Source organism: Pantoea sp. sgz302252 (assembly GCF_047713085.1).
Classification (GTDB): Bacteria; Pseudomonadota; Gammaproteobacteria; order Enterobacterales; family Enterobacteriaceae; genus Scandinavium.
Window position 1 is genome coordinate 162,256 of sequence record NZ_JBLFJW010000004.1, and the last position, 19,428, is coordinate 181,683.

Below are 19,428 nucleotides of genomic sequence, written 5' to 3' on the forward strand. Positions count from 1 at the left end.
TAGCTGAATTAAAAACCCGCCGATTGGCGGGTTTCAGATTGCTGACAAAGAAGGAAAAAGCGTGGTTTTTCCTTCTTTGTGGTGAGCTGCCGAAAATCAATGAATTGATTTTCCTTATTTTTTGTTCTGCCACCCATGACAAAACGGTATTCGTTAGAGGTTTGTCATCAGTCTCAAACCCGCCGATTGGCGGGTTTTTTTATGTCTGCGATAAGAAACGTTTAATAGTTACTCTTCGATACTTCCGCGAATACGCTGCTGAATAAGCGCCAGAGAGCCTTCCTGAAGCGCTTCTTTATAGTGCTTGCGGCACACCGAGACATAACGCTCATTGCCGCCAATCACCACCTGCTCGCCCTCATTGTACGGCCGCCCTTCCTGATCCAGGCGAAGCACCATACTGGCTTTTCGCCCGCAGAAACAGATGGTTTTTAACTCCACCAGTTTGTCCGACCAGGCCAACAGATATTGGCTACCGGTAAACAGTTCACCGCGGAAGTCGGTACGCAGGCCGTAACAAAGCACAGGAATGTCGAGCTCATCAACCACCTCAGACAGCGCATAAACCTGCTCACGTGTCAGAAACTGGCTTTCATCCACCAACACGCAGTGAATCGGCTCCTGCGCGTGCTCAGACGCAATATCGCTGAACAACGAGGTCTGTGGGTTATAAAGTTTGGCGGGTGAAGAGAGACCGATGCGTGAGCTGACTTTTCCTGCACCGAAACGGTCATCGATTTCCGCGGTATAAACCAGCGTCCGCATCCCGCGTTCCTGGTAATTGTAAGAGGACTGTAACAGTGCCGTGGACTTCCCCGCATTCATCGCGGAGTAGTAAAAATAAAGTTGTGCCATTCGCAGCATCACTCCAATCATCGAGATTTTAACGGCACGAAGTGTACCATATTCCCGGTCGATTTCCGTGTTCACGCTTGCAGTAACATTTTCCCGTCAGTTGAAAATATTAAGTTCTACTTATCTATAATAACAATTAGATACGTAATCTTATGATGGCGCTCTTCCTTCAATGCCAGGGAGCGCTATCACGTCATTAAACCCGGTTCCATAAGAAAGTGTTTAGTGATGTTATGATTCAGATTCTATTCAATAGCCGTCATTTCTCGCCCTGGTCCATCGCTAATACGAAAGGCTGATATTTGTGATTCTCAGATATATACCTGTTCGGAAACAAACAAAAAGGGCTTACTTTGTAAGGGTGTTCTTATGTTTGCCATCGGGCAATAAGCACACAGTATGTGAACTAACGCGTAAAATTTAACTTTATCTAATTAAGAAGAGTGAAAAATAACAGGTTATTTTGAATTCCTTACAATCCCCCCTATTGCACATCTGAAATTATCGCTCTATTATTACCTCAACAAACCACCCCCACAATATAAGTTTGAGATTACTACAATGAGCGAAGCACTTAAAATTTTGAACAACATCCGTACTCTTCGTGCGCAGGCAAGAGAATGCTCTCTGGAAACGCTCGAAGAAATGCTGGAAAAATTAGAAGTTGTTGTTAACGAGCGCCGCGAAGAAGAAAGCGCTGCTGCTGCTGAAGTTGAAGAGCGCACTCGTAAACTGCAGCAGTATCGTGAAATGCTGATTGCAGATGGCATTGACCCGAATGAACTGCTGAACAGCATGGCTGCTGCAAATAAATCCGGTGCTAAAGCTAAACGTGCAGCTCGCCCGGCTAAATATAGCTATGTTGATGAAAACGGCGAAACCAAAACCTGGACCGGCCAGGGTCGTACCCCGGCAATCATCAAAAAAGCAATGGATGAGCAAGGTAAATCTCTGGATGATTTCCTGATTTAATCTTCTCGTTTGTTGAGAAATCCCGCTCCGGCGGGATTTTTTTTACCCATTGTTCATGACAATGTCCGAAAGCAGTATTGAATTGCGCGTCTTGACCTCAGCTCAAACCCGTAAAAAAACCGGGGCCTTTCGGAACCCCGGTTTATGCTGTGCGAAAATGTGTTACTTGCCCGCGCCTACAGTCTCTTCCAGCCAGGCTTTAAAATCCGCGCCCAGCGAGCTGTGGCGAATACCATATTCAACAAAAGCACGCATATAACCCAGTTTATTACCGCAGTCATGGCTCTTGCCTTTCATATGATAGGCTTCAACGGTTTCTTTCTCGATCAGCATATCAATCGCATCGGTCAGTTGGATCTCATCACCCGCTCCTGGAGGGGTTTTCGCCAGCAGAGGCCAGATTTCCGCGCTCAGGACATAACGCCCTACGACTGCCAGATTAGACGGCGCAACGTCGGCTTTAGGCTTCTCAACCACACCCACCATCGGCACGCTGTCGCCCGGCTTCAGTGCTTCGCCTTTGCAGTCGACAACACCGTACGCCGTCACATCTTCAACCGGCTCAACCATGATTTGGCTGGCGCCCGTTTCGTCAAAGCGTGTAATCATCTCTGCCAGGTTTTCACGGGACAAATCAGATTCATATTCATCCAGAATAACGTCTGGCAGAATAACCGCGACAGGTTCATTACCCACCACTGGATGTGCGCAAAGCACCGCATGACCCAGACCTTTCGCCAGGCCCTGACGAACCTGCATAATGGTGACATGCGGTGGACAAATAGACTGCACTTCTTCCAGCAACTGACGTTTAACACGTTTTTCCAGCATAGCTTCAAGTTCGAAGCTGGTATCAAAGTGGTTTTCGATTGAATTTTTCGAGGAATGCGTTACCAGTACAATTTCAGTAATGCCTGCAGCGATACATTCATTTACAACATACTGAATTAATGGCTTGTCAACCAGCGGCAGCATTTCCTTTGGAATCGCTTTAGTGGCGGGCAACATCCTGGTGCCCAATCCCGCTACCGGGATTACGGCCTTAGTGACTTTTGAATTTAATGCAGCCATTGAAATCTCCTGAACTGTTCAAACTTTGAACGTGCTCGTTAATTAATAACGCGTTGAGTATATCAGTACCGTTTGTGCAGTCTGGTCTGAAAAGGACACGTTAACCTTGAATTAGGATTTTACGCATAAATCCTGCTGATAGTACCACCACTGTCTGAAAGCGGTGATAGCTATATCCTTCCTCTCTGGTTAATTGTTCATTCCGCAGACAACATTAAGCGTAAACGTCCGCCAGCCCCCCAAATTTGGCACTGCCACGACTCGCAGCGCTGGCTGATTTGATTTAAATAAGCATTCCCTAACGTGCCCAGCGGAACGCCGTTGCTGATCTGAATTTGATGGTCTCCCGTGTTCAGCGTGCCGTTCAGGCCTGCGGAAACAAGGATGAGGTTTTTAATTCCGCTGTGGTAATAACCAACCAGCAGCGGGAACTGTCCAGGCAAATTAGCCTGGCGCAGCAATTGGTTCACCTGTTTGAGTAAACTGCCCAATTCGGGCAGGCGTTGTCCTTCGTGCGCTAACTGTTCCTGTAACAGGCCATTAAATAAAGCCCGTAACAATAATGCGGCCAACACACCGTTTTCCCCGGCTCGGGTGACGTCCAGGCAATAAAAAGCCAGGTCTTTATCTGAAAGTGGTGCAATATCGAGTACCAGCCCGGGTTTATCTGCCGACACCAGTTGTCGATAATTGATACGACAATGTGAAATGCTTTGCTGAACTGGCGGCTGTAATTCCTGTAATAGCTTTGCCGCGGCGGCGGGATTACTGACCAACGCATCCCAGTCCTCAAACAAACGCTCTTCCTCCTCAACCCGGGAATTAAACATGTTGGGGTAGAGACAGGAAAAAACGGTTTCACGAAGACGATTGAAATCTTTGACAGGTTTAAGCAAGACGTCCTGCACACCAAGACGAAGCGCACTGGCGATATCCGCCATGTTTTCGGTGGCAGAGATAACCAGGATAGGCAGTTGATGGCCGTTGTTGCGCAGCTGCTCCACCAGCTTTAGACCGTTCATACGTGGCATGGCAATATCGCAAATCATCAAATCGGGCTGCAGATGCGTCAGTTTTTCCAGGGCATCCACGCCGTCTTCTGCCAGGGTCGTTTCTGCGCCCAGCGATGAAAGCCACGAATCAAGGAGAGAGCGGAAAACGGGTTCGTCCTCAACAATCAGAATCTGTTTTCCCGCCAATGGCTGCGTCATGATATCTCCCCTGACAGACGATAAGTAAATAGTGGCACGCTATTCCAGGGATCGCCTGTCAGATTTTGCTGAAGTCGTCGAAAAGCCCTAACCCGCAGTACGCACAAGCGGTAAAAGTTCATCCATCTTTTTCTCAACGGCCAGTTGTCCGGCAGCAATCGCCGCTGGCGCCCGATGAAAATCGAGAGTGGAAATTTGTGGGCAAAAAGGTTGCAACAAAATATCCGGCGGATCACCCGCCATTCGATTGCGCTTTAATCGGTTTTCCAGCACCTGTATAGAGGTCGTCATGATCTCCATGGCCGTTGGCGTTACCGCCGTCCGGCGAGATGTCATCCTTCCTAGTCTGGCACGAAAACGCTCATGCCAGCTCAGGCTATCATCTGAAGACTCGGGATCGGGCTGAAGGTTCACTGACAGGAGATCCTGCTGCATTAAATGCGCGTCATGTTGCAAATCAACCGCAATCACGATGTCAGCGCCTAATGCGCGTGTGAGCGAAACCGGTACCGGGTTGACAACGGCTCCATCGACCAGCCAGTAGCCGTTGTGCATGACGGGAGACATAAGCCCGGGAATACTGCAGGAGGCGCGTACCGCCAGATGAAGATCGCCTTCGGTGAACCAGATTTCACGGCCGGTACTGAGATTTGTTGCGACAGTCGCAAAACGGCGTGGGCAGGATTCAATCGCGTCCGCGGGGATCAGTTGACGAAAATGGCTGAACACACGCTCGCCGCGCAAAAGGCCGCCTCTGCGCCAGGAAAGATCCATCAGACGTAACACATCCCAGGAACTGAATGAGCAGACCCACTTTTCCAGCACGGGTAACCGGTCGCAAGCATAAGCCGCGCCAACCAGCGCGCCAATCGAACACCCCGCCACAATATCAATCTCAATACCCATTTTCTGTAGCGCTTTAATCACGCCGATGTGTGACCATCCACGCGCTGCGCCTGAGCCGAGAGCCAAACCAATTTTAAGCTTTCTCATTCCTGCTGATGATGAACCCCGTTCCTGTCGTAGCAACATGACGATTGCTCGGTTAACATATTTACCGCCCGGCGCTCTGCGCCTCATTATAGTTACCTGGGAAAGCGTTTATGGACTCACTTTGCCCCTGCGGCAGCGCTCTGGAGTATAGCTTATGTTGCCAGCGATATCTTTCGGGCAACGAGCCTGCGCCAACACCTTCACAGCTCATGCGATCACGCTATACCGCCTTCGTGATGAAAAATGCCGACTACCTGGTCAGGACCTGGCATCCCTCATGCGAAGCCACGGCATTCAGGCAGGATCTTGAGCAAAGTTTCTCGCACACCGAATGGCTTGGCCTGACCATTTTTGCCGCTGATGAAGGGCATCATCCTGATGAAGGTTTTGTCAGTTTCGTCGCTCGCTTCCGTGAACATAGCAAGAGCGGCGCCCTGATTGAGCGTTCAAGATTCTTAAAAGAAAATGGACAATGGTATTATATTGATGGTACACGTCCTCTGATAGGCCGCAACGATCCCTGCCCCTGCGGGTCAGGCAAAAAATTTAAAAAATGCTGCGGCTAGTCAAGACCGCCACAGAAACAGCAAACACCTTCAACAGGATTTCCCCCGCAATGCACTCATTACAACGTAAAGTGTTGCGTACCATCTGCCCGGACCAGAAAGGGCTGATCGCACGTATTACCAATATCTGCTACAAGCACGAACTCAACATTGTGCAGAACAACGAATTCGTTGATCACCGCACCGGTCGTTTCTTTATGCGTACCGAGCTGGAAGGCATTTTCAATGACTCGACGCTGCTGGCCGACCTCGACAGCGCCTTACCAGAAGGGTCCGTTCGTGAACTGACGCCAGCGGGTCGTCGTCGCATCGTGATTCTTGTCACCAAAGAAGCGCACTGTCTGGGTGATTTACTGATGAAGGCCAACTACGGTGGTCTTGACGTCGATATTGCAGCCGTCATTGGTAACCATGAAACGCTGCGCCCGCTGGTTGAGCGCTTTGATGTCCCCTTTGAACTGGTCAGCCACGAAGGCCACACCCGCGAAGAGCATGACAAGCTGATGGCCGATGCCATCGACGCTCATCAACCGGATTACGTGGTGCTGGCAAAATATATGCGCGTCCTGACGCCGTCATTTGTCGCCCGCTTCCCGAACAAAATCATCAATATTCACCACTCATTCCTGCCAGCCTTTATTGGTGCGCGCCCGTATCACCAGGCGTATGAGCGTGGCGTGAAAATCATCGGTGCCACCGCTCACTATGTGAACGATAACCTCGATGAAGGCCCTATCATTATGCAGGATGTGATTAACGTCGATCACACCTACTCCGCCGACGATATGATGCGTGCCGGCCGTGATGTTGAGAAAAACGTCCTCAGCCGCGCCCTGTACCAGGTCCTTGCGCAGCGCGTCTTCGTTTATGGCAACAGAACGATCATTCTCTAAGGAAAACCCGTTTGCGGTGCTTTTAAACGTTACGGGTAAAAAGTACGCAAACGGTTCATTTTCCTGAAAGGAAGGCTTTACAGCGGCGCGTCATTTGATATGATGCGCCCCGCTTCCCCAAGGGAGCGGCCAGTAATAGCAATACAAGAAACAAACCCCTGGCGGGGTTCCCGAGCGATCATAAGGGAGCTGACTGCAAATCTGCCGTCAACGACTTCGAAGTTCGACTCGAGCCACAGCGAGAGAGCGTTACCGCAGGTAACGATAATCCTTCCCGCAGTGAATAGCCAACACCCCTGGCGGGGTTCCCGAGCGATCATAAGGGAGCTGACTGCAAATCTGCCGTCATCGACTTCGAAGTTCGACTCGAGCCACAGCGAGAGAGCGTTACCGCAGGTAACGATAATCCTTCCCGCAGTGAATAGCCAACACCCCTGGCGGGGTTCCCGAGCGGCCAAAGGGAGCAGACTGTAAATCTGCCGTCATCGACTTCGAAGGTTCGAATCCTTCCCCCGCCACCATCAAAAAGTATTTCGCTCAAGCATTTCATACCCCTGGCGGGGTTCCCGAGCGGCCAAAGGGAGCAGACTGTAAATCTGCCGTCATCGACTTCGAAGGTTCGAATCCTTCCCCCGCCACCATCTTATATTCAGCACCAAATTCCCTATCGACACCAAAATTTCATATTCTCCCGTGCGGGAAGGATGAGAAGCTTCGACTAAGGTTCGATTCGAACGCAGTGAGAAAACGTTGCCAAAGGCAACGGCCCGAAGGGCGAGGCGCTTGCGCCGAGTAATCCTTCCCCCGCCACCATCTTATATTCAGCACCGAATTCCCTATCGACACCAAAATTTCATATTCTCCCGTGCGGGAAGGATGAGAAGCTTCGACTAAGGTTCGATTCGAACGCAGTGAGAAAACGTTGCCAAAGGCAACGACCCGAAGGGCGAGGCGCTTGCGCCGAGTAATCCTTCCCCCGCCACCATCTTGCATTCAGCACCGAATTCCCTATCGACACCAAAATTTCATATTCTCCCGTGCGGGAAGGATGAGAAGCTTCGACTAAGGTTCGATTCGAACGCAGTGAAGCACCGACGATACGATCGTTCGGTGCTTTATATTCCGCCTAAATATCCGTTTAGCTACAAGTCACGTGAGGCTTAAGTGAACGGCATTACCGCATCAGCAGGGCCTTGAACAGAAAGCGCGTTAATCAGCGACGAGCGCGAACAATCTGGTATTTGCGTGTCAGGTATTCAACCGGCACGCTCCAGATGTGCACCAGGCGCGAGAACGGGAACAGCACAAACAGCGTCATCCCGAGCACCAGGTGCAGACGGAAGATAAACGCAACGCCGTCCAGGTGCGCAGAAGCACCGCCGTGGAAGGTCACCACAGACTGCGCCCAACCGACCAGTTTCATCATTTCGCTGCCGTCCATATGTTGGGCAGAGAAAGGAATGGTCAGCAGGCCCAGCAGACATTGCAGCACCAGCACTGACATCACCAGAATATCCGCTTTGGTGGTGGTCGCGCGAATGCGTGGGCTGGTCAGACGGCGTTTCAGCAGCAGAATGCCGCCCACCAGGCACATCACTCCGGCAGCACCGCCGCCAAACATCGCCATCTTCTGTTTCACTTCCAGCGGCAGCCAGGATTCATACATCCAGTGCGGCGTGAGCATCCCGAAGGCATGACCGGCGATCACGCCAAGAATGCCGAGGTGGAACAGATTCGATGCCAGGTTCATGCCTTTGCGATCCAGCATCTGGCTGGAGCCAGCACGCCAGGAGTACTGGCCGTAGTCGTAACGCAGCCAGCTCCCTACCAGGAAGATGGTTCCGGCGATATACGGATAGATATCAAAGAAGAACATATTCAGGAAATGCATTAGCGCTCTCCTCCAGTCGAGATATTCAGATACTGCGGCGCAACTGCGCCGGAAAAACGACGCTGATGGGCGGTGATGTCTGAATCCGCGCATCCCTGATCGGCGAAGAATTTAACCTGCTCTTCTTCCCAAACGGCGTCCAGTGCCTGCGGCGTGTCGTCGCGAGCTTCATCAGCAATTTTCTCCGCCACTTTCACACCGTCGATTTCAGTGCTGGCCAGTTTCAGCAGCACGTCAAACAGCACGGCATAGCGGCTTTCACGCTGCTGTAAACGGGCGCTCAGCAGCGCCAGAATCGGTGCGACGTCCTGCAAGCCACCCAGCGCTTCTTCACGGGGCAACTGCGCCAGATATTCCAGATACAGCGGCAGGTGATCCGGCAACTCGCGGCTGTCCAGTTCCAGACCGTGCTGCGCGTACTGCGCCATCAGGTCAACCATCGCCTGGCCACGGTCACGGGATTCGCCATGAACGTGTTCGAACAGCAGCAGTGAGGTCGCGCGGCCGCGGTCAAACAGCTCGCTATACGCCGCCTGAACGTCCAGCAAATCTTGCTGAGTCAGGTCACGCAGGAACACACAAAGCTTCTGCGCTTCCTCCATTTCCAGTACGTCAGAGTCTGCCAGCGCGTCATGCACTTCCTGCTGATGCTGCCATAAGGCAGCATCCGGGTACTCCAGCAGGCGGGAGATGATCATCAGTTCTTTCATGACTGACGCTCCGTTTTGCTGGTGACGTCGATGGCATCGATACGACGGCTGTTAAACAGGTTGAACGAGCTGTCTGAACCGTGGCAACCGTCGCCAAAGCTGAAGCCGCAACCGTTCTTCTCAGGGAAGGCGTCACGCGCCAGTTCGCGGTGGCTGCTTGGGACCACGAAACGGTCTTCGTAGTTAGCAATCGCCAGGTAGCGATACATTTCCTGTGCCTGCGCTTCCGTCAGACCGACTTCTTCCAGCGCGCTGGTGTCATTCACACCGTCAACGCTTTCAGCACGCTTGTAGTGACGCATCGCCAGCATACGTTTCAGCGCACGCAGCACCGGTGCGGTATCACCGGCTGTCAGCATGTTCGCCAGGTACTGCACAGGAATACGCAGGCTATCGACATCCGGCAAAATACCGTTGCTGCCAATCTCGCCAGCGTCAGCCGCAGACTGAATCGGAGACAGCGGCGGCACGTACCAGACCATCGGCAGCGTGCGGTATTCCGGGTGCAGTGGCAGCGCCAGCTTCCAGTCCATCGCCATTTTGTAAACCGGCGACTGCTGAGCCGCGTCAATCACGCTCTGTGGAATGCCGTCTTTCAGCGCCTGCTCAATCACTTTCGGATCGTTCGGGTCGAGGAACACGTCCAGCTGACGCTGGTACAAGTCTTTCTGGCTCTCAGTGCTTGCCGCCTGCTCAATCATGTCCGCGTCATACAGCAGCACGCCGAGGTAGCGGATACGGCCCACGCAGGTTTCGGAACACACGGTCGGCTGACCGGCTTCGATACGCGGGTAGCAGAAGATGCACTTCTCGGACTTGCCGCTCTTCCAGTTGAAGTAGATTTTCTTGTACGGGCAACCGGTGATACACATGCGCCAGCCACGACATTTGTCCTGGTCGATCAGCACGATACCGTCTTCTTCACGCTTGTAGATGGCACCGCTTGGGCAAGTCGCCACACACGCCGGATTCAGGCAGTGCTCGCACAGACGCGGCATGTACATCATGAAGGTATTTTCGAACTGACCGTACATCGCCTTCTGCACGTTCTCGAAGTTCTGGTCGCGGGAGAGTTTTGAGAACTCGCCGCCCAGATCATCTTCCCAGTTCGGGCCAGAGGTGATTTTGTCCATACGCTGACCGGTGATCAGCGAGCGAGGACGGGCAATCGGCTGGTGCTTGCTTTCGCCAGCTTTGTGCAGTGTCTGATAGTCGAAATCGAACGGCTCGTAGTAATCCTCAATACCCGGCAGATGCGGGTTAGCGAAGATTTTGCCCAGCAGCATGGCTTTGTTACCCATGCGAGGCACCAGCTTGCCGTTAATTTTACGTATCCAACCGCCCTTCCATTTTTCCTGATTCTCCCAGTCGTTAGGGAAGCCGACACCCGGCTTCGTTTCCACGTTGTTAAACCACGCGTACTCCATCCCTTCACGGCTGGTCCAGACGTTTTTACAGGTTACTGAGCAGGTATGACAGCCGATGCATTTATCGAGATTCAGCACCATGCCGACTTGTGAACGAATTTTCATTTTACGCTCTCCTGTACCTGGTCATTGCCTTCGCCGTCTAACCAGTCAATGTTCTTCATCTTACGTACCACCACGAACTCATCGCGGTTTGACCCCACGGTGCCGTAGTAGTTAAAGCTGTACGACAACTGCGCGTAACCGCCAATCATGTGGGTCGGTTTCGGGCTGATACGGGTGACCGAGTTGTGGATGCCGCCGCGCTGACCGGTAATCTCAGAACCCGGCAGGTTCACGATACGTTCCTGAGCGTGATACATCATGGTCATGCCCGCTGGCACACGCTGGCTCACCACGGCACGAGCCGTCAGGGAACCGTTGCTGTTGAAGGCTTCAATCCAGTCGTTGTCTTCAATGCCCAGCTCTTTAGCGTCGGTTTCACTCATCCACACAATCGGGCCGCCGCGTGACAGTGTCAGCATCAGCAAGTTGTCGCTGTAGGTGGAGTGAATGCCCCATTTCTGGTGTGGCGTCAGGAAGTTCAGCGCCTTCTCAGGGTTGCCGTTGGACTTCTGGCCCATCACCGCTTTCACCGAACGGGTGTCGATTGGCGGACGGTAAACCAGCAGGCTTTCGCCGAAGTCACGCATCCACTGGTGATCCTGATACAGCTGCTGACGGCCAGAAAGCGTACGCCATGGGATCAGTTCGTGAACGTTGGTGTAACCCGCGTTATAGGAAACGTGTTCATCTTCAAGGCCAGACCAGGTCGGGCTGGAGATAATTTTGCGCGGCTGAGCCTGAATATCACGGAAGCGAATTTTCTCGTCTTCTTTATTCAGTGCCAGATGCGTGTGGTCGCGACCGGTGATTTCACTCAACGCAGCCCACGCTTTCACGGCAACCTGACCGTTAGTTTCTGGCGCGAACGTGAGGATCATTTCTGCCGCATCGATAGCGGTATTGATCATCGGCTGACCTTTCGCCGGGCCGTCTGCTTTGGTGTAATTCAGCTTACGCAGCAAGTCGACTTCGCTCTGGGTATTCCACGCGATGCCTTTCCCGCCATTGCCGATTTTTTCCATCAGCGGACCGACAGAGGTAAAGCGCTCCCAGGTCGCAGGGTAATCGCGTTCTACGGTCATAATGTGCGGCGCGGTTTTGCCTGGGATCAGGTCGCATTCACCTTTCTTCCAGTCTTTCACGTCCAGCGGCTGAGCCATTTCGGCCGGGGAGTCATGCTGAATCGGCAGCGTAACCACGTCGGTTTCCACACCCAGATGTCCCACGCACACTTCAGAGAATGTCTTCGCGATGTCTTTGTAGATATCCCAGTCGCTCTTCGATTCCCATGCCGGGTCGACAGCGGCAGAAAGCGGATGAATAAACGGATGCATATCCGAGGTATTCATGTCGTCTTTCTCATACCAGGTCGCGGTTGGCAGCACGATATCGGAGAACAAGCAGGTGCTCGACAGACGGAAGTCCAGCGTCACCACCAGATCCAGCTTGCCGTCGAGGCCGTTATCACGCCATTCCACTTCTTCTGGCTTCAGACCGCCCTGCTCACCCAGATCTTTACCCTGAATACCGTGCTCAGTACCCAGCAGGTATTTCAGCATGTATTCGTGGCCCTTACCGGAAGAGCCCAGCAGGTTGGAACGCCAGATAAACAGGTTGCGCGGGTGGTTTTTACCGTTTTCAGGACGCTCAGCCGCGAAGTGCATAGAGCCGTCTTTCAGGGATTTCACGGTGTAATCCACCGCAGACATCCCGGCTTTTTCCGCTTCGGCTGCAATGGTCAGCGGGTTAGTGCCCAACTGAGGGGCAGACGGCAGCCAGCCCATACGCTCTGCGCGAACGTTGAAGTCCAGCAGATGCCCGGTATAACGGGATTTATCCGCCATCGGGGACAACAGCTCTTGCGCGGTCAGCGTCTCGTAACGCCACTGGCTGGAGTGGTTATAGAAGTAAGAGGTGCTGTTCATGTGGCGCGGTGGACGGTTCCAGTCCAGCGCGAACGCCAGCGGAGCCCAGCCGGTTTGCGGACGCAGTTTTTCCTGGCCCACATAGTGCGCCCAGCCGCCGCCGCTCTGACCGACACAGCCACAGAAGATAAGCATATTGATCAGACCACGATAGTTCATATCGAGGTGGTACCAGTGGTTCAGACCGGCACCAACGATGATCATCGAGCGACCGTGCGTTTTATCGGCGTTATCGGCAAACTCACGCGCGGTACGGATAATCTGCGAACGTGGCACGCCAGTAATCTGCTCTGCCCACGCCGGAGTGTACGCTTTCACGTCGTCGTAGCTGCTGGCGCAGTTGGCATCGCCCAGACCGCGCTCCAGGCCGTAGTTGGCCATGGTCAGGTCATAAACGGTGGTCACGAGGCAGGTTGAACCGTCGGCCATCTGCAGGCGTTTCACCGGCAGCTTGTGCAGCAGGATGTTTTCCAGCTCCACTTTGTTGAAGTGCTCGGTGCCATCGCCGCCGAAATACGGGAAGCCGACTTCAGCGATATCGTCATGGCCGCCAAGCATCGAGAGGCGCAGTTGAACTTCGTCGCCGCTGTTACCGTCGCGCTGTTCGAGGTTCCACTTGCCTTTGTCACCCCAACGGAAACCGATAGAACCGTTCGGGACGGTCATCTCGCCGTTCTCATCGAAGGCAACGGTTTTCCATTCAGGGTTCTTTTCCTGACCCAGCGCATCAACCAGATCGGAAGCACGCAGCATACGGCCAGCCGCATAGTAGCCATCACGCTCTTCCAGCGTCACCAGCATCGGCATGTCGGTGTAACGACGCACGTAATCGGTGAAGTATTGGCTTGGCTTGTCGAGGTGGAACTCGCGCAGCATAACGTGGCCCATCGCCATCGCCATTGCGGCATCGGTCCCCTGCTTCGGTGCCAGCCACAGGTCACAGAGCTTGGCGATTTCCGCGTAATCTGGGGTGATAGCAACGGTCTTGGTGCCCTTATAACGAACTTCAGTAAAGAAGTGGGCATCCGGAGTACGGGTCTGCGGAACGTTAGAACCCCAGGCCAGAATGTAGGAAGAGTTATACCAGTCGGCAGATTCTGGCACGTCGGTCTGCTCGCCCCAGGTCTGCGGCGACGCAGGCGGCAGGTCGCAATACCAGTCGTAGAAGCTCAGGCAGGTTCCGCCAAGCAGGGAGATATAACGCGCGCCTGCGGCGTAGGAAACCATAGACATCGCCGGAATGGGCGAGAAGCCCGCCACACGGTCAGGGCCGTAAGTTTTGACGGTATAGACGTTAGACGCGGCAATCAGCTCATTCACTTCCTGCCAGGAGGAACGCACGAAGCCACCGCGACCACGCGCCTGCTTGAAGCTTTTGGCTTTGTCAGCATCTTCAATGATCGACGCCCAGGCATCAACCGGATCCGGATGCTGCACTTTGGCTTCGCGCCACATCTTCATCAGACGTTTACGCATAAGAGGGTATTTCAGGCGGTTGGCGCTGTAGAGATACCAGGAGTAGCTTGCGCCACGCGGGCAGCCACGCGGCTCATGGTTTGGCAGGTCTGGTCGAGTACGCGGATAGTCAGTTTGCTGGGTTTCCCAGGTCACCAGGCCGTTTTTCACGTAGATTTTCCAGCTGCATGACCCGGTGCAGTTTACACCGTGGGTGGAACGCACCACTTTGTCATGCTGCCAGCGTTGGCGGTATCCGTCTTCCCAGTCCCGGTTGGTTTCCATAAGCTGACCGTGCCCATCGGCAAAGGTTTCGCCCTTCTGTTTGAAGTAGCGAAACCGGTCCAGAAATTTGCTCATCGGGTTTCTCCTGTAAGGAGCCTGTCGGCTCTCTGCTAAATCGACATTGCAACAATTGCAGCGAAAGTAACTGCCTGAAAGAAGATGGGAATTGATGGCGATCAAGGCGGGTTTTGTTAACAATTGGGGCGGAAAGAGCGAATACCACCAAAGTATTATCACAATTATTTTTGTAACTTACTGTTTTTCAATGAATAAACTAACTAATCACGCCTACCCGCTCGTCACCTTTCATCAGGGAGGTATTAAGGGGTAGGTACGCTATTTGACCGAGGCTTAGCACAGTGGTCAGGTGCCTTCCTCTCTGCAATATAACTAGTATGTTGTAACTAAATTCGGCGTAAAAAAAAGGCGCGATTCACTCGCGCCTGATAATCAAGAAGTCACACTTATTTTTTAGTTTTACGTCCGTAAACCACCCAGGTGATCAACACGCAGGCGATATAGAACACGAGGAACACTTTCATCGCGCCCGCCGGGGAACCGGTCATTTCCAGCGAGATACCAAAAGATTTTGGGATAAAGAAGCCGCCGACAGCACCGATAGCAGAGATGAAGCCCAATGCTGCCGCCGTATCTGTTGCCGCTTCGCGCAGCGCATGTTCTTCGCTGCCGCCTTCTGCTTTCACGCGATCCATCGTCAGTTTGCGGAAAATAACGGAAATCATCTGGAAGGTAGATGCACTCCCCAGACCAGCCGTCACAAACAGCCCCATGAAGACGGCAAAGAAGGCCACGAAGTTTCCACCCTGCCCGTTAGTTGGCAGCGTCAGGAACAGCAGTGCAGAGAAAATGGCCATCGCAATGAAGTTAATGAGCGTAACGCGAGTCCCGCCCAGGCGGTCAGAAATGCCGCCGCCCAGGGAACGTGCCAGCGCACCAATAAACGGACCGAAGAAGGCAAAGTGCAGAATGTTCACGTCAGGGAACTGGGTTTTGGACAGCATCGCGAACCCGGCAGAGAAACCGATGAACGAGCCGAAAGTCGCCAGATACAGCACCGCCATGATCCACAGGTGACCGCGTTTCAGAACAGGAAGTTGCTCTTTCAAAGACGCTTTAGACGCAGACAGGTCGTTCATGCCAAACCAGGCCGCCAGGGTGAAGACAATCAGGAACGGGACCCAAATCCATGCAGCGTTTTCGAGGAACAGGGAAGAACCGTCAGCCTGTTCAACACCTTTCCCGCCAAAGATGGCAAAAATGGATACAGAGATAGCAATCGGCGCAACCAACTGCATTACGCTCACACCCATGTTACCTAAGCCGCCGTTCAGACCCAGCGCACCGCCCTGCTTCGCTTTCGGGAAGAAGAAGCTGATGTTTGCCATACTGGAAGCGAAGTTCGCGCCGGCGAAACCACACATCAACGCAATAATCATAAACACGCTAAATGGCGTGGTTGGGTCCTGCACGGCAAAACCGAGCCACACGCAAGGGACTATCATGATACCGGTGCTGAAGGCCGTCCAGCGACGACCGCCGAAGATAGGCACCATAAACGCATAAGGCACACGCAACAGCGCACCAGACAGACCCGGCAGCGCGGTCAACATGAAGAGCTGATCGGTGGTGAAGTTAAAACCCACTTTATTGAGGTTTACCGCTACCGCGCTGAACAACATCCAGACGCAGAACGCGAGCAGAAGACAAGGAACGGAAATCCACAAATTGCGGCTGGCAACCCGATGCCCACGTGTTTGCCAGAAGACAGCGTCTTCAGGGCGCCAGTCGGTGATGACGGCGCCTTTATCCTTTTCCGAAGCGGAAGATTGACTCATAGAAACCTCTAATAATGGCGTTTTGATGCCGCCACATTAGGGTTTACGCGCCGAAGTAAGTTGATATAAATCAAATGAAAATGGAACATAATCATGCTCAAAAAATCGCCATCACTCTAAATGAGTAGATCTCATCGCTTAAAAAAGTGTGGTTTATCACGAGCGTTCCAGGGTTATTCACCACCCACTCCCTTTTCCCGATCCCTTCGGCAATTAAGAGGTAATCCTTTAGGGGTATGGGTATACTCCAGGTGATATCCGAGAATAGTTAGCACTCCCGGATTGCATCCCTGGTCAGGAGCCATGTAGTCGATGTTTAAACGTCTTTTTACCCCGCTTACGCTGGTCAATCAACTGGCGCTTATCGTTTTGCTGTCCACCGCTATCGGTGTGACCGGCATGGCTATTTCTGCGCGTCTGGTTCATGGAGTGCAAGGCAGCGCACATGCAATCAACAAAGCCGGTTCATTGCGTATGCAGAGTTATCGCCTGCTGGCGGCTATTCCACTGCATGGCAACGATCAAAAACTACTCGATGATATGAACCAAACCGTATCAAGCCCGGAGCTGATTGAAGCCGCGCGTCGCGACGGACAGCAACAGCAATTGAGTGGCTTACAGCAATACTGGAAAACCGAACTTGCACCGAGCCTTAAAAATGCCCGCAGCCAGGACGTTGTCGCCGGGGAAGTCGCAAGCTTTGTGAACCGCATTGACCAACTGGTGACCGCCTTCGACCATACCACCGAAAAACGCATTCAGCATGTGGTGTGGGTACAACGAATGATGGCGGTGTTTATGGCGTTATTACTGCTGTTTACCATCATCTGGCTACGTGCTCGCCTGCTTCACCCGTGGGAGCAACTGCTGAGCATGGCGCGTGCTGTCAGTCGTCGTGATTTCACCCAACGCGCAACCATCAGTGGGCGTAACGAAATGGCAACGCTGGGCATGGCGCTGAATAACATGTCCAAAGAGCTGGCGGAAAGTTACTCTGTGCTGGAACAGCGCGTGCAGGAAAAAACCGCCAATCTCGAACAGAAAAACGAAATTCTGGGCTTTCTCTGGCAGGCAAACCGTCGTCTGCACTCACAGGCACCTCTTTGTGAACGAATCTCTCCCGTGCTCAACGGGTTGCAAGAATTAACGCTGCTTCGCGACATAGAAGTTCGGGTTTACGATGTTGAGGACGAAGAGAACCATCAGGAGTTCAGCTGCCATTCTGAGCTGAATTGTGATGATAAAGGCTGCTTCCTGTGTCCACGCGATCTCCCTGCCCCGCCTGGCGGTGGTACCACGCTGAAATGGCGCCTGGGTGATGCACATAATCAATTCGGCATCCTGCTGGCGACACTGCCTGCCGGTCGCCATCTGAGTCATGACCAGCAGCAACTGGTCGATACCTTAGTTGAACAACTGACGGCTACGCTCGCGCTGGACAGGCACCAGGAACGCCAGCACCAGCTAATCGTGATGGAAGAGCGTGCCACCATTGCGCGTGAACTGCATGATTCCATCGCTCAATCTCTTTCCTGTATGAAGATGCAGGTCAGCTGTCTGCAAATGCAGGGCAGCGACCTTTCGGCGGAAAGCCGTCAGTTGCTCAGCCAGATGCGCAACGAACTGAATACCTCATGGGCGCAGCTTCGCGAGCTGTTAACCACCTTCCGGTTGCAATTAACCGAGCCGGGTCTGCGTCCGGCGCTGGAAGCCAGCTGTCATGAATACAGCGCCCGTTTTGGTTTTGACGTGAAGCTGGATTACCAGCTTCCTCCGCGCTTTGTTCCTTCTCATCAGGCTATCCATGCGCTGCAAATCGCCCGGGAAGCCTTGAGCAATGCGCTTAAACACTCTGAAGCTACGGAAGTCACCGTGTCGGTGACGCAGAACGACAATCAGGTTCGACTCACCGTCGCCGACAACGGTCGCGGCGTGCCGGATCATGCCGAGCGAACTAACCACTATGGTTTAATCATTATGCGAGACCGGGCACAAAGCCTGCGCGGCGATTGCCAGGTCAGACGTCGTGATACCGGTGGAACAGAAGTTGTCGTTTCCTTTATTCCAGAAAAACCGCTTCCACAACCCCAAGGAGAAATCCATGAGTAATCAGGAACGGGCCACCATCCTGTTAATTGACGATCATCCAATGCTGCGCACTGGCGTAAAGCAGTTAATCAGCATGGCCCCTGATATTCAGGTCGTGGGTGAAGCCAGCAACGGCGAGCAAGGGATTGAGCTGGCAGAGGCCCTTGATCCGGATTTGATCCTGCTCGACCTCAATATGCCGGGCATGAACGGCCTGGAAACCCTCGATAAACTGCGCGAAAAAGCGTTGTCTGGCCGGGTGGTCGTATTCAGCGTGTCGAACCACGAAGAAGACGTGGTGACGGCGTTGAAACGTGGCGCAGACGGTTATCTGCTGAAAGACATGGAACCGGAAGAGTTATTGAGAGCGCTGCAACAGGCCGCCGCAGGTGAAATGGTGCTGAGTGAAGCGCTAACGCCGGTGCTGGCTGCCAGCCTGCGTGCCAACCGCGCGATATCAGACAGAGATATCAATCAGCTCACGCCGCGCGAGCGCGATATCCTGAAGCTGATTGCTCAGGGTCTGCCAAACAAGATGATCGCCCGCCGTCTCGACATCACCGAAAGCACCGTGAAAGTCCATGTGAAGCATATGCTGAAGAAAATGAAGCTGAAATCTCGCGTGGAAGCGGCGGTATGGGTTCACCAGGAACGCATTTTTTAAGGGTTCCAGAACGCCTCTGACGTCGCCGCAGGGAAACTCACCAGCGGCTCCGTCAGCACCAACGTGATTTCATTGGAAGAAACGCGCTGCCCTTTTTCATCCTCGGCCACCACCGAAAGATGCCAGCGGTTGCTGGCCCCTTCGCTGTAATCCCACGCAGGCATAATTACCGTCCAGCCGTCCAGGTTGTTGCGATTGACCGGTGACGTCAGGCTTAGCGCTTGCGAATCGCCCTGCCATGTCAATGACTTCACTTTAAACCGCCTGCGAACCTGTAACTTCCGCGAGATGTTTTTCACTCTCATGATTATCTGCCGCCATACCCAGGCTGGGCAATTCTGCCGGGGCGTTATCAAAAGGGTGTTCAGCTTGTTCGATAAAGGTTTGACGGGCACCTGCGGCATCTCCTGCCAGCAGCAAGAGTAATAACAGCAGAAGTTGAGGGCGGTAAGACAAACACA

General features: G+C 53.2%; 16 protein-coding genes, 2 tRNA genes, 2 other RNA genes and 1 pseudogene. 9 read left to right on the forward strand and 12 right to left on the reverse strand.

Features of this window, described 5'->3' with window-relative positions; genetic code table 11:
• Positions 1-8: 8 nt before the first annotated feature.
• Positions 9-137, reverse strand: coding sequence for a hypothetical protein (locus ACLW56_RS04925; RefSeq protein WP_330982743.1), 129 nt, complete (start codon positions 135-137; stop codon positions 9-11).
• A 91-nt stretch (positions 138-228) separates the two neighbouring features.
• A complete protein-coding gene (gene tdk / locus ACLW56_RS04930) occupies positions 229-855 on the reverse strand; it encodes a thymidine kinase (RefSeq protein ID WP_330982738.1) in 627 nt (208 codons plus the stop codon).
• Between the two features lie 561 nt (positions 856-1,416).
• Between tdk and hns the strand changes: the two genes are divergently transcribed.
• Positions 1,417-1,827, forward strand: coding sequence for a histone-like nucleoid-structuring protein H-NS (hns, locus tag ACLW56_RS04935; RefSeq protein WP_330982695.1), 411 nt, complete (start codon positions 1,417-1,419; stop codon positions 1,825-1,827).
• 162 nt (positions 1,828-1,989) lie between these two features.
• On the opposite strand, the gene galU is transcribed toward hns, so the two are convergent.
• From galU to rssA, 3 genes are all read right to left on the reverse strand, one after another.
• Positions 1,990-2,898, reverse strand: coding sequence for a UTP--glucose-1-phosphate uridylyltransferase GalU (galU, locus tag ACLW56_RS04940; protein WP_330982696.1), 909 nt, complete (start codon positions 2,896-2,898; stop codon positions 1,990-1,992).
• A 197-nt stretch (positions 2,899-3,095) separates the two neighbouring features.
• Complete coding sequence (gene rssB, locus ACLW56_RS04945; protein ID WP_330982697.1) at positions 3,096-4,109, reverse strand: two-component system response regulator RssB; 1,014 nt, start codon at positions 4,107-4,109, stop codon at positions 3,096-3,098.
• Between the two features lie 87 nt (positions 4,110-4,196).
• Positions 4,197-5,102 (reverse strand): patatin-like phospholipase RssA, encoded by a 906-nt coding sequence (gene rssA / locus ACLW56_RS04950; RefSeq protein WP_330982698.1) that lies wholly within the window; start codon positions 5,100-5,102, stop codon positions 4,197-4,199.
• 110 nt (positions 5,103-5,212) lie between these two features.
• Here rssA and ACLW56_RS04955 point away from each other — a divergent pair, with 110 nt between their 5' ends.
• From ACLW56_RS04955 to ACLW56_RS04980, 6 genes are all read left to right on the forward strand, one after another.
• Complete coding sequence (locus tag ACLW56_RS04955) at positions 5,213-5,668, forward strand: YchJ family protein (RefSeq protein WP_330982699.1); 456 nt, start codon at positions 5,213-5,215, stop codon at positions 5,666-5,668.
• Between the two features lie 50 nt (positions 5,669-5,718).
• On the forward strand, positions 5,719-6,561 hold the full coding sequence (purU, locus tag ACLW56_RS04960; RefSeq protein ID WP_330982700.1) for a formyltetrahydrofolate deformylase: 843 nt from the start codon (positions 5,719-5,721) through the stop codon (positions 6,559-6,561).
• 436 nt (positions 6,562-6,997) lie between these two features.
• Positions 6,998-7,082: transfer RNA gene (locus ACLW56_RS04965), tRNA-Tyr, on the forward strand.
• A 35-nt stretch (positions 7,083-7,117) separates the two neighbouring features.
• Positions 7,118-7,202 (forward strand) — tRNA-Tyr (locus ACLW56_RS04970).
• Positions 7,203-7,244: 42 nt separating this feature from the next.
• A non-coding RNA gene (locus ACLW56_RS04975) (RtT sRNA) lies at positions 7,245-7,374 on the forward strand.
• 42 nt (positions 7,375-7,416) lie between these two features.
• Positions 7,417-7,546: non-coding RNA, RtT sRNA (locus ACLW56_RS04980), on the forward strand.
• A 228-nt stretch (positions 7,547-7,774) separates the two neighbouring features.
• Here ACLW56_RS04980 and narI read toward each other — a convergent pair.
• The 5 genes from narI to ACLW56_RS05005 form a co-directional block, all read right to left on the reverse strand.
• Entirely contained in the window at positions 7,775-8,452 is a 678-nt protein-coding gene (gene narI / locus ACLW56_RS04985) for a respiratory nitrate reductase subunit gamma (RefSeq protein WP_330982701.1), read from the reverse strand.
• Positions 8,452-9,162, reverse strand: coding sequence for a nitrate reductase molybdenum cofactor assembly chaperone (gene narJ / locus ACLW56_RS04990; RefSeq protein ID WP_330982702.1), 711 nt, complete (start codon positions 9,160-9,162; stop codon positions 8,452-8,454). Before narJ ends, narI begins: the two co-directional genes overlap by 1 nt.
• On the reverse strand, positions 9,159-10,694 hold the full coding sequence (narH, locus tag ACLW56_RS04995) for a nitrate reductase subunit beta (RefSeq protein ID WP_330982703.1): 1,536 nt from the start codon (positions 10,692-10,694) through the stop codon (positions 9,159-9,161). Before narH ends, narJ begins: the two co-directional genes overlap by 4 nt.
• Positions 10,691-14,434: a nitrate reductase subunit alpha gene (locus ACLW56_RS05000; protein ID WP_330982704.1), complete on the reverse strand. Its 3,744-nt coding sequence runs from the start codon at positions 14,432-14,434 to the stop codon at positions 10,691-10,693. Before ACLW56_RS05000 ends, narH begins: the two co-directional genes overlap by 4 nt.
• 389 nt (positions 14,435-14,823) lie before the next feature.
• Entirely contained in the window at positions 14,824-16,215 is a 1,392-nt protein-coding gene (locus ACLW56_RS05005; protein WP_330982705.1) for a NarK family nitrate/nitrite MFS transporter, read from the reverse strand.
• 312 nt (positions 16,216-16,527) lie between these two features.
• Between ACLW56_RS05005 and narX the strand changes: the two genes are divergently transcribed.
• Positions 16,528-18,324 carry a nitrate/nitrite two-component system sensor histidine kinase NarX gene (gene narX, locus ACLW56_RS05010; protein WP_330982706.1) on the forward strand — a complete coding sequence of 599 codons (1,797 nt, stop codon included), beginning with the start codon at positions 16,528-16,530 and terminating at the stop codon, positions 18,322-18,324.
• Positions 18,317-18,967, forward strand: a complete 651-nt coding sequence (gene narL, locus ACLW56_RS05015; protein WP_330982707.1) for a two-component system response regulator NarL — start codon at positions 18,317-18,319, stop codon at positions 18,965-18,967. Before narX ends, narL begins: the two co-directional genes overlap by 8 nt.
• Here the strand turns inward: narL and ACLW56_RS05020 are convergent.
• Both ACLW56_RS05020 and ACLW56_RS05025 read right to left on the reverse strand, forming a co-directional pair.
• Positions 18,964-19,263: pseudogene (locus ACLW56_RS05020) on the reverse strand (inverse autotransporter invasin YchO); the annotation flags it as partial. The gene narL and the pseudogene ACLW56_RS05020 sit on opposite strands and share 4 nt — an antisense overlap.
• Positions 19,223-19,423 carry a hypothetical protein gene (locus ACLW56_RS05025; protein WP_330982708.1) on the reverse strand — a complete coding sequence of 67 codons (201 nt, stop codon included), beginning with the start codon at positions 19,421-19,423 and terminating at the stop codon, positions 19,223-19,225. The gene ACLW56_RS05025 and the pseudogene ACLW56_RS05020, both read right to left, overlap by 41 nt.
• Between the last annotated feature and the right edge of the window lie 5 nt (positions 19,424-19,428).

Excerpts from the sequence above, each read along its gene's own strand:
- galU (WP_330982696.1), bottom strand. The coding sequence starts at position 2,898 with ATGGCTGCATTAAATTCAAAAGTCACTAAGGCCGTAATCCCGGTAGCG.
- tdk (WP_330982738.1), bottom strand. The coding sequence starts at position 855 with ATGGCACAACTTTATTTTTACTACTCCGCGATGAATGCGGGGAAGTCC.
- rssA (WP_330982698.1), bottom strand. The coding sequence starts at position 5,102 with ATGAGAAAGCTTAAAATTGGTTTGGCTCTCGGCTCAGGCGCAGCGCGT.
- rssB (WP_330982697.1), bottom strand. The coding sequence starts at position 4,109 with ATGACGCAGCCATTGGCGGGAAAACAGATTCTGATTGTTGAGGACGAA.
- ACLW56_RS04955 (WP_330982699.1), top strand. The coding sequence starts at position 5,213 with ATGGACTCACTTTGCCCCTGCGGCAGCGCTCTGGAGTATAGCTTATGT.
- hns (WP_330982695.1), top strand. The coding sequence starts at position 1,417 with ATGAGCGAAGCACTTAAAATTTTGAACAACATCCGTACTCTTCGTGCG.
- narJ (WP_330982702.1), bottom strand. The coding sequence starts at position 9,162 with ATGAAAGAACTGATGATCATCTCCCGCCTGCTGGAGTACCCGGATGCT.
- ACLW56_RS05005 (WP_330982705.1), bottom strand. The coding sequence starts at position 16,215 with ATGAGTCAATCTTCCGCTTCGGAAAAGGATAAAGGCGCCGTCATCACC.
- narH (WP_330982703.1), bottom strand. The coding sequence starts at position 10,694 with ATGAAAATTCGTTCACAAGTCGGCATGGTGCTGAATCTCGATAAATGC.
- purU (WP_330982700.1), top strand. The coding sequence starts at position 5,719 with ATGCACTCATTACAACGTAAAGTGTTGCGTACCATCTGCCCGGACCAG.
- ACLW56_RS05000 (WP_330982704.1), bottom strand. The coding sequence starts at position 14,434 with ATGAGCAAATTTCTGGACCGGTTTCGCTACTTCAAACAGAAGGGCGAA.
- narI (WP_330982701.1), bottom strand. The coding sequence starts at position 8,452 with ATGCATTTCCTGAATATGTTCTTCTTTGATATCTATCCGTATATCGCC.
- narX (WP_330982706.1), top strand. The coding sequence starts at position 16,528 with ATGTTTAAACGTCTTTTTACCCCGCTTACGCTGGTCAATCAACTGGCG.
- narL (WP_330982707.1), top strand. The coding sequence starts at position 18,317 with ATGAGTAATCAGGAACGGGCCACCATCCTGTTAATTGACGATCATCCA.
- ACLW56_RS04925 (WP_330982743.1), bottom strand. The coding sequence starts at position 137 with ATGGGTGGCAGAACAAAAAATAAGGAAAATCAATTCATTGATTTTCGG.